The sequence below is a fragment of the Candidatus Zixiibacteriota bacterium genome, from assembly GCA_018820315.1.
In the GTDB taxonomy this organism is placed as follows: domain Bacteria; phylum Zixibacteria; class MSB-5A5; order JAABVY01; family JAHJOQ01; genus JAHJOQ01.
In genome coordinates this window covers 59,758-68,358 of the sequence record JAHJOQ010000138.1, presented here as the reverse complement: position 1 = coordinate 68,358, position 8,601 = coordinate 59,758, and the positions used below count along the sequence as shown (strand labels likewise).

At 50.6% G+C, this 8,601-nt stretch carries 8 protein-coding genes; 1 reads left to right on the top strand and 7 read right to left on the bottom strand.

Going from position 1 to position 8,601, the window contains the following annotated elements; all coding sequences use genetic code 11:
• Positions 1–467 precede the first annotated feature (467 nt).
• On the bottom strand, positions 468–2,552 hold the full coding sequence (gene fusA, locus KKH67_13990; protein ID MBU1320291.1) for an elongation factor G: 2,085 nt from the start codon (positions 2,550–2,552) through the stop codon (positions 468–470).
• A gap of 75 nt (positions 2,553–2,627) precedes the next feature.
• Positions 2,628–3,173, bottom strand: coding sequence for a hypothetical protein (locus tag KKH67_13985; GenBank protein ID MBU1320290.1), 546 nt, complete (start codon positions 3,171–3,173; stop codon positions 2,628–2,630).
• Between the two features lie 302 nt (positions 3,174–3,475).
• Here KKH67_13985 and KKH67_13980 point away from each other — a divergent pair, with 302 nt between their 5' ends.
• Positions 3,476–3,679, top strand: a complete 204-nt coding sequence (locus KKH67_13980; protein ID MBU1320289.1) for a hypothetical protein — start codon at positions 3,476–3,478, stop codon at positions 3,677–3,679.
• 90 nt (positions 3,680–3,769) lie between these two features.
• On the opposite strand, the gene KKH67_13975 is transcribed toward KKH67_13980, so the two are convergent.
• The 5 genes from KKH67_13975 to KKH67_13955 form a co-directional block, all read right to left on the bottom strand.
• Complete coding sequence (locus KKH67_13975; protein MBU1320288.1) at positions 3,770–4,462, bottom strand: hypothetical protein; 693 nt, start codon at positions 4,460–4,462, stop codon at positions 3,770–3,772.
• Between the two features lie 45 nt (positions 4,463–4,507).
• On the bottom strand, positions 4,508–4,780 hold the full coding sequence (locus tag KKH67_13970; protein ID MBU1320287.1) for a Smr/MutS family protein: 273 nt from the start codon (positions 4,778–4,780) through the stop codon (positions 4,508–4,510).
• A 14-nt stretch (positions 4,781–4,794) separates the two neighbouring features.
• Positions 4,795–5,538 (bottom strand): ComF family protein, encoded by a 744-nt coding sequence (locus KKH67_13965; protein MBU1320286.1) that lies wholly within the window; start codon positions 5,536–5,538, stop codon positions 4,795–4,797.
• Between the two features lie 300 nt (positions 5,539–5,838).
• Entirely contained in the window at positions 5,839–6,378 is a 540-nt protein-coding gene (locus KKH67_13960) for a tetratricopeptide repeat protein (protein ID MBU1320285.1), read from the bottom strand.
• 50 nt (positions 6,379–6,428) lie between these two features.
• Positions 6,429–8,600 carry a bifunctional (p)ppGpp synthetase/guanosine-3',5'-bis(diphosphate) 3'-pyrophosphohydrolase gene (locus KKH67_13955; protein ID MBU1320284.1) on the bottom strand — a complete coding sequence of 724 codons (2,172 nt, stop codon included), beginning with the start codon at positions 8,598–8,600 and terminating at the stop codon, positions 6,429–6,431.
• Position 8,601: the final 1 nt, after the last annotated feature.

Genomic DNA, 8,601 nt, shown 5'->3' with positions numbered 1-8,601 from the left:
TGACAGGAACGATCCTTTCTCTTGCATGCTCTAACTCTCCTTTCAATACGAAGTCAGTGGTACACCTGCGCCGGAATTGCAATCTGACCAATTAGCAAATCCCCATATAGATTCCTCGTTCAATATTCCACAAATTAAATTAATGGGTAAAGGATAGTTTAAATGCATGCACATTGTCAAGTCAAAAACTGGGATATCGTGGAATATCGCCCCAGCGGGGCTGAGTGCATCTGAAATGCCATTGACAAGAACGAAGACAAGCCCCGGTCAAGACCGAGGCTTGTTGTAAGCACTTTCAAGAGCAGGGGAATTTTCGGCGTTACGCCGAAAAAATATGAGAATTCGAATTCAAGCCTCCTCATGTGCTGAAATGATGTTCTTTCTCGATCATCCTATCAACAACACAGCCCGTGTTGTCAGGATCAACGCAATATCAAACTGACGGGAATCAAGTCAACTAAAATTAACTACTTTTCAGTCTCTCTCTCTCGTTTATACTCCTCGACAATCTTCTCCTGTACTTCTCTGGGCACTTCTTCGTAGTGTGAGAATTGTCTGGTATATAAACCTCGTCCCTGAGTTAGAGACTTAATCTGCGTTGAATACTTATATAGCTCAGATTGCGGGACCTGAGCTTTGATGACCTGCTGCGCGCCATCGGGGCTCATGCCGCCGATACGTCCGCGTCTCGATGAAATGTCGCCCATAATGTCGCCGGTGAATTCTTCCGGCACGCGAACTTCGATATTGTAAATCGGCTCAAGCAGTACCGGGTTGCACTTCATGAAAGCATCCCTGAATGCAAACAGGCCTGCCATCTTAAAGGCCATATCAGATGAGTCCACTGAATGGGATGATCCATAGAAGAGCTCCACCTGGATATCTACAACCTTGTGGCCCGACAACTGTCCAACCAGCATCGCTTCAATGACGCCTTTTTCCACCGATGGGATGAACTTGGTCGGAATCACACCACCACTGACAGAATTTACGAACTCGAATCCTTCACCGCGAGGCTTTGGAGCCATTCTTATATGCACGTCTCCATACTGACCACGGCCGCCCGATTGCTTCTTGTATTTGTACTGCACTTCCGCTTTACCATGAATGGTCTCGCGATACGGGATCTTTGGCTTCTCGAGTTCGACCTGAACGCCGAATCGCTCTTTGAGTTTGCTGACGAGGATATCAATCTGAAGCTCGCCCTGCGCAAATATCAGTGTCTGTCTCAATTCAGGATCAGCGACCAATTTGAATGTAGGATCCTCTTCTCGCAATCTTGTCAGTCCGGTGCTTATCTTCTCTTCGTCGCCCTTGGCAAGCGGCCGAATACCGAGATCGACAACAGGAGTCGGGTAATCCAGTTTGGGAAACGCGAACACATCACCTTTGGAAGTCAATACGTCACCGGTGTGCGTCTGGCGCAACTTCACGAGAGCAGCCATGTCACCTGCGGGAACAGTGCCAGTCTCCTTCCGGTCTTTTCCGTTGGTAACGTAAATCTGACCGATCTTCTCGGCCGACTCAGATGTCATGTTGTACAGCTCATCACCATGACTGAGACTACCGCTGAATACACGGATAAAGGAGAGCTCGCCGACATGAGGCTCTGACACGGTTTTGAAAACGAACGCGGTTGGAACTCCATCGGGTTCAATCTTGCGGATCTTCTCATCGGTTGTACCGGGAAAGATTCCCTTGACTTGGCCTCTGTCAGCCGGAGTTGGAAAGAATTTCGACGCGAAATCCAAGAAAGTGGACACGCCTGCGGCTGTGTACGCAGCAGTGACAAAGATCGGGTAAATGGACCGCTTTTGAATCCCTTTGCGGAGCCCGAGTACTATTTCATCGGGTGCAAGCTCGCCACTTTCGAAGAACTTCTCGAGCAACTTGTCATCAGATTCAGCTACGTTTTCAATCAACTTCTCGCGTGCCGACTCTGCCCTGCTCTTGTCATCGCCGGCAACTTCAGACTCAGTGGCCTTCCCGTTTGCATCGTATGTATAGGCCTTCATCTCGATCAGATCTATGATGCCCTTGAAACCGAGTCCCTCTCCAATCGGGAGCTGAACCGGTACGGCCTTGTGCCCAAAGGCAGCTTGTACCTCAGCCAGTCGCGGTTCGAATTCGACGTGCTCCTTATCGAGCTTGTTAATAACGAACGCCCGAGGGAGGTCGCCTTTATCGCAGTATCTGAAAGCTTGCTCAGTTGTCACTTCGACTCCTGCCGTGCCGCTAACTACTATCACAGCAACATCAACTGCAGGAAGCGCAGCAACAGTCTCACCGAACAGATCGGGATATCCCGGAAGATCTACCAGGTTGAACTTAGTTCCTTTATGATCAGCATGCAGAAGCGCTGCTGATATCGATATCTTTCTGGATATCTCATCATCGTTGAAATCGGATGCAGTTGTGCCGTCATCGACCTTGCCAAATCGAGTGCTGGTTCCGGTAACAAATAGAATTGCTTCAGCTAGAGTGGTCTTTCCGCAACTGCTGTGTCCACACAGTGCTAGGTTTCGAATCTGATCGATTTTGTATTCTTTCACCCTTATCCACTCCTGTATGTTGAGTTCAATATTTCAAAACAGACCCATCGAAAATATCGTCGAGGACAGCCAATGTCAACCCGATTTTGGTGGTCTCGGTCGGGACGGGCGCTTCCTCGGATAGCGCTGCTCATTGCTCCTGTACCTGGCTTCGCGCGCCCCGAGACGCCCCGCCCACACGAAGTGGAACCAAAGGACGGGGATACAGACAAGCCACGTGGCAAACATATGAATCAGGTTGTTTATTCCGTCGTGTCGCTGGGAGGCCAGAATATCTTCAGAGTTCAACTGAGGACGCGGCTTCCTCTGGGAGACGGGAGCACGAGCTACATCTATCTCAGGTGCAGCAGAATCAGCAACCGGCTCATCCAGGGGATACTCTGCAACCGACGTATCATGTACTACAATACCGACGTCGGGAACTGTGACTGCATGAGTCTCTCGTTGTAAAGACAGATACTCGTGCTTGGATAGACTGTACTCGGGCAGGGCTACCTTTGCAGCGCCGATGATACCGATCACAGTCATAATTACTAATGCAATCAAAGCGGCAAAGCTGACAGCGTATGCATATATCTGTGCAATCCGAGGATTTCCTGTCTTACCATTGCTTTCAAACACTATTCTACAAACCTCCAGCTAAAGAAAACGCCTTCAAATTGGGGCTATTCAGCCCACCGCTGAAGACGCCAACCACAAAGAACCAGAATTTTATCCTTTTGCGGCTCACAAGTCAAGTGAAATCAGCGAATGCGAGATCCGCCAGCAGATAGCACCGAACACAAGACATTGCAATGCAATCATATACGCAGACACCCTCAGGAATGGACTGAAGTTGTGAACGCCAATTCTTCTGTGGCAAACTGCGCATTTAACTCAGATTGCAGTGCGTTGATTCCGATAATGAAAGAAAAGGAACCGACATGCTGACACACTCCATTCAGGGAATCCAGAATCATATCGAACTGATGCAGAGACACGCCGAGAGTATTCGTGATTTTGAACGATCGGATATTCCTCGCGATACAGTGGGGTTGATCGTGACTCGTCAGGGAGTCAGCGCGAATGTAGCTGCTCTGAAGTCTGCACTCAGACTACAGGACGCAATTCTCGATGTCTTTGCCTGAGGGATTGCTGACATATACTCGGAGCTGCGACCACAGTGAGAACGCAGCAATCTCACCGTTTCATCCAATATTCAATTCAGAGCAGGGACTTCAGCGGCTCATGAAAACATGCATCGAGTATTCTTCGAGTGAAATCTCTTCCGTGTCGCCGGTATAGATGTATATCCTGATACACTTGACGATGTTTCCAAGCACGGTCCGCCCGTAAATGAATCTCTGCCCTTCGGTGATTGCGATCGGCATCGAAACTGACCCATCATCGTCGATGAACAGAGGGCTCACCTCCTGCTCTCGATCGCCGTCAGCGGCGTAAAAGAGCTGTGCTCCCGGTGTGATCTTGAGCTTGAGTGTCATCTGCAGTCCGCCTTCCAGCAGCACTGCTCGATATGTCATGCGCAGCACAGGGTCGTTTTCGGCGAATACAATCTCGCCGCCATCGTAGCCTCGCAGAGGTCCGAGCATACGCAATTGCGGCAGCCGCCTCAATTCGCTGTGCATCTTGTTGATCGTTTCCAACGTCGGGACGGTCAGTTCGCAGTAGATTGAGTCATTCCCGACCGACATGTAAAGCTCCATTCCTTCCATGCGATACCTCTCCAGTATCTCGGCGATGCGATCGGCATCCTCGCGTTCCGTGCTCTGAAATGTGAACTCGCACCGGATCGGGCTGATTTCGCTGCGTCGGGCCATGCTGCGAGCTGCACACCCTTCCACCGTTATCAGGGTAGCGGCAGCTAATATCAGGCTCAACGCTGTGGTGATGTGATGCCGTGAGGATTTCATGTTGGAATCTTAGAGGGCCGTGGGCAGACAGTCAAACAAAACATTTCACTCGATATCGACGATCGTCGCTCCCCAGGAACCACCGGAACCCCCTTCATGGCGATATGAAGCAACTCTCGGATGTCCTGCGAGAATCGAACGGACTATGCGCCGCAGCGTGCCGGTGCCTTTCCCGTGAATGATCCTTATCTGGAGAATCCCGCGATTCAGGCACTCATCGATATACTCCGGAACCAAGTCTTTTACATCGCGCGGCGAGAACGTATGCAGATCCAGCGTGCCGTCAATCGGGTATTCTACAATTTCTTCATCGTCCATGATACAGTTCCGCCTCAGTCCACACCAGCCACGGCGATCACCGCTGCGAACACGTTCTTGCATCCAGCCTTTCGCAACTCCTTCGCAGCCTCATTGAGCGTCGCGCCGGTTGTGGTGACATCGTCGACGAGCAAGATGGTCCGTCCGGACAAATCGATTCTCGAACAGGTTGCGAATGCTCCCCGCATATTCTCCACTCTTTCTTTGGCGTTAAGTCCCGTCTGGTCGAGAGTCCTACGGACTCTTTCGAGCACCCTCAAAGATACGGGCAAACCGAGCTTCTCACCAAGCGAATTTGCAATTAACTCCGACTGGTTGAATCCCCGCTGTCTGCGGCGTGTCCAGTGAAGTGGAATGGGAACGATCCAATCTACCGAAGGAAGATGTGACAGTTTTTCAAGCCGCTCCGCGAGCGTCTCGGCAGCAATCGTTACCAGTGGCAGCAGCCCCTCGTATTTTATTCCGTGAATAATCGCTCGATGGAACGAATCAAAAACACCGCATCCCCAAAGAATCGAGATAGATGATTCAGATTCGCATTCCCTGCAGCTCCGTCGCCCGACAGCGATTTCGCCTCGGCAAATCGGACACATAGGTTCTGGCGTCTCCATCGCCAGATCATGACACTTCTCGCAGAAGTAGGCCTCTTGCCTGCTCAGAGGTTTCTCGCAGACAATGCACTCCGGAAAGAAGATGAATCGCAGTATATCATCTGCCATCGATTTCGCTAAGACTGCCGCCCTCTTTGCTATTGACATCGATCCACTCCGAGTTATCGATGCTGTTTCGGTTTTCTGAGAAATGCCTGCTTCAGAAGTTGGGGTCTACCGAGAAATGATCCCCAGCCAACTGGCTTGTTGAGAACCCCTAAGTGACGTCATCATTGCGAGCGAAGCGTGGCAATCTCGTCGTATTATGCGCGGGCAGGAACTCTTTCCTGCCCAATTCACTCTGCTGTCTGGAAAGGATTCCAGACAGCGCAGAGGAAAAAGAACGCCACGTCGCTTCGCTCCTCGCGATGCCGACGATAGGCGTGTTTAGATTTTTTCAACATGCCACTACATTCCGGCATCCTGCTCGACCTCGGCATTCTTATGCTGATCGAGATACTGACGCACCTGATCGGAAAGCTCACCATCTGGAGCCAATCCCAGGTATTTCTCCCAGTACACGGCCATTAAGGAGTCATTGCCGCGCCTGCCGTTTACAATGCCTATATTGAAGTAAGCGATCGCGTGATAGGGCTGCAAAGATAGCGCTCTGAAGAAATCCGCGAGGGCTTCATCATACATCTCAAGCCCGAAGTAGCAGGACCCACGGTCGACGGTTACATCGACAAGAGATGAATCGAGAGCCAAAGCGCGACTATAGTGCGATATTGCCTCGGGAAATCGCCCCGCATCCATGAGCTGATTTCCGACCTGAATAATCTCCGATGGGTCATCGGTATCGATTGTTGTGATGGGCATCTCCGACATCCCCCGTGTCGTCTTGTCAGCACCTGCCAAATAGACGGAGGAGTATACCACTCCAACGAGTGAAAGAACACCCGCGATAATCAATATATCTCGAATCACATAGTTCTTCTGCTTAGCCAATTCTTCCTCCGCTCTTTAGTATAAATCCTGCGATCGTACATCCTGTGAAGCTACTGTTCGTCCTTGCCGCCCTGAGATCGCCAGACAGATTGCACGCCCTTGGTCCGTCGTATTTTGTCAAGAACCCTCTCTAGATGGCTTAGGTTCCTGATTTCTATCACAAGCTGACCTTGCGCATATCCCTCGTGCGATTTCATACCGGCGTCACGAATGTTGACATCCTCTGCTGACAGGGAATCAAGCACGTCACGCAGGACATTCTTGCGGTCCTCGACAACCATTTCGATTCTTACGAGAAATTCGTCATCTTTGCCAACATCCCACTCGACATCTATGAGACGTTCAGCATCCTCGGTCATTCTCAGCGCAACCGCGCAGTCGGACCGGTGAATTGACATGCCGCGACCACGCGTAATAAACCCAATGATCTTCTCGCCAGGCACAGGCTGGCAGCATTGAGCGAAGCGGAACATCATATTGTCCAATCCCTGGATCCTGATACCTTTCGAGCCGCGTGCTCTATCGATGAAGCTCTTCACCTTCGATTGTTTGGTTGCCTCTTCCTCAACTGGAAACAGCTTGGACTGCAAATGTACCACCGATACATCGCCCTGCCCTACTGCTGCGTAGAGGGACTCGACAGTGGTGTATGACAATGCATGAGCGCAATCCGTCAGTTGGCGTTCTGTCGGAAACTTCAGCTTCTTCTTTCGGAGTGCTTTCTCGATCATCTCCTTACCCAGACTTACCGACTGCTCAAAACCCTTCAGCCTCAGAAATCGCTTTACTTTCGAGCGGGCTTTTGACGTGCTGACGAGCTTCAGCCAATCACGGCTCGGCTCCTGGTTAGGCGATGTCAAGATTTCGACCTCGTCTCCACTGCTGAGTTTGGTGCCGAGAGGAACGAGTTTGCCATTGACTCTGGCCCCGGAACAGTGCAACCCGATGTTTGTGTGTACGGAAAATGCGAAATCGAGCGGTGTGGAATTTGCAGGGAGATGCTTCAACTCACCCTGGGGCGTAAACACAAAAACTTCATCATGGAAAAGGTCGATCTTGAGGTATTCGAGAAACTCCGCCGGGTTCGTCATGTCTTTCTGCCAGTCGAGAACCTCTCGCAGCCAGTTGAACTGCTTGTCCGACGGGTCGACTTCCTTCTTCCCCTCTTTATATAACCAATGAGAGGCAATCCCGTACTCAGCCGTATAGTGCATCTGGCGAGTTCGTATCTGAATCTCGACCAGTCTTCCCTTTGGTCCAATCACGTTCGTATGTAACGATTGATAGCCGTTGCCTTTGGGATTAGCTATGTAGTCGTCAAAACCAATGCCCGATGGCTTCAGAATCTGATGTACAAGCCCGAGTGCCATGTAACACTCCCCAACAGTGTCGACAATTATCCGTATCGCGAACAGATCATATATCTCCTCGAATTCTCTGCCTTTCGTCTCCATTTTGCGTGAAATGGAATCTGTCGATTTAGCGCGCCCCTTAATCGATGCCTTAAGACCGCTCTTCTCAAACGCCTCTGAAAGCGGTTTCACGATTTCGGCAACGAACGCCTCTCGTTCCACCACCGTCTCGTTTATCTTGCTCATGATATCCGCATACCGCTCAGGCTGCAAATACTTGAGAGAGAGATCTTCAAGTTCCCATTTAATCTTCGCCATACCGAAACGGTTGGCTAGTGGAGCATAGACTTCATATGTTTCGGAGGCGATTCTCATCTGCTTTTCCACTGGGAGATGATCCAGCGTTCGCATGTTGTGCAACCGATCGGCGAGCTTAATCAGAATCACTCTGATATCATGCGCCATGGATAGAAGCATCTTGCGGAAGTTCTCCGCTTGGGACTCGACTACCGACTGCGCGCTGTAGGTCGAAATCCGGGTGACACCATCTACCAATTCTGCAATCTCTGTGCCGAATTCCTTCTCGATGTCCTTAATCGTGACATCGGTGTCTTCCACGACATCGTGCAAAAGTCCCGCAGCCATGGTCGCCGAATCAAGATGCTGCTCCGCGAGAATCAGCGCGGTCTGCACCGCATGCAGCATGTAGGGGTCGCCTGAGATCCTCTTCTGATCTTTGTGCGCCTTCTCAGCATACTCGAAGGCACGTTTCAGCAGAGAGACATTGATATTCGCATTGAATGTCTCAACAGCAATAATAAACTCGGCCAGATTCGCGAGTCCATATCTTTTTCCTGCGGATACAGGCACT